General features: G+C 35.3%; 1 protein-coding gene. It reads right to left on the bottom strand.

What is annotated here, in order from left to right; all coding sequences use genetic code 11:
- On the bottom strand, positions 1 to 260 hold a 260-nt coding region (locus H3S73_RS13720), incomplete at its 3' end, for a hypothetical protein (protein WP_198248940.1).
- Between the last annotated feature and the right edge of the window lie 15 nt (positions 261 to 275).

Raw genomic sequence — 275 nt, forward strand, 5'->3', positions numbered from 1 at the left:
CAAACAATTGATAATGCGATACCGATACCAGATCCAGCAAAGAACATTGATACAGCTAAAAGAACTCCAGATGCAAATTGCCATCCCCCAGAAGAATAAAATCCTGCTTGAGTTTTATTGTAACCAAACCACATTTCTTTTACTCCTTCAAATACTCCCCAAACTTTTGCCGTGTTTGCCAGTTTTTCGACATGGTTAATTAATACTTTCATTACGGTTTTTTCGGATAGTGCCACAGCTTTATTAGTAACGCTTATCATTATTTTACTTTTAAA

The sequence above is a fragment of the Gilliamella sp. B14384G12 genome (assembly GCF_016101825.1).
Lineage (GTDB): Bacteria > Pseudomonadota > Gammaproteobacteria > Enterobacterales > Orbaceae > Gilliamella > Gilliamella apicola_N.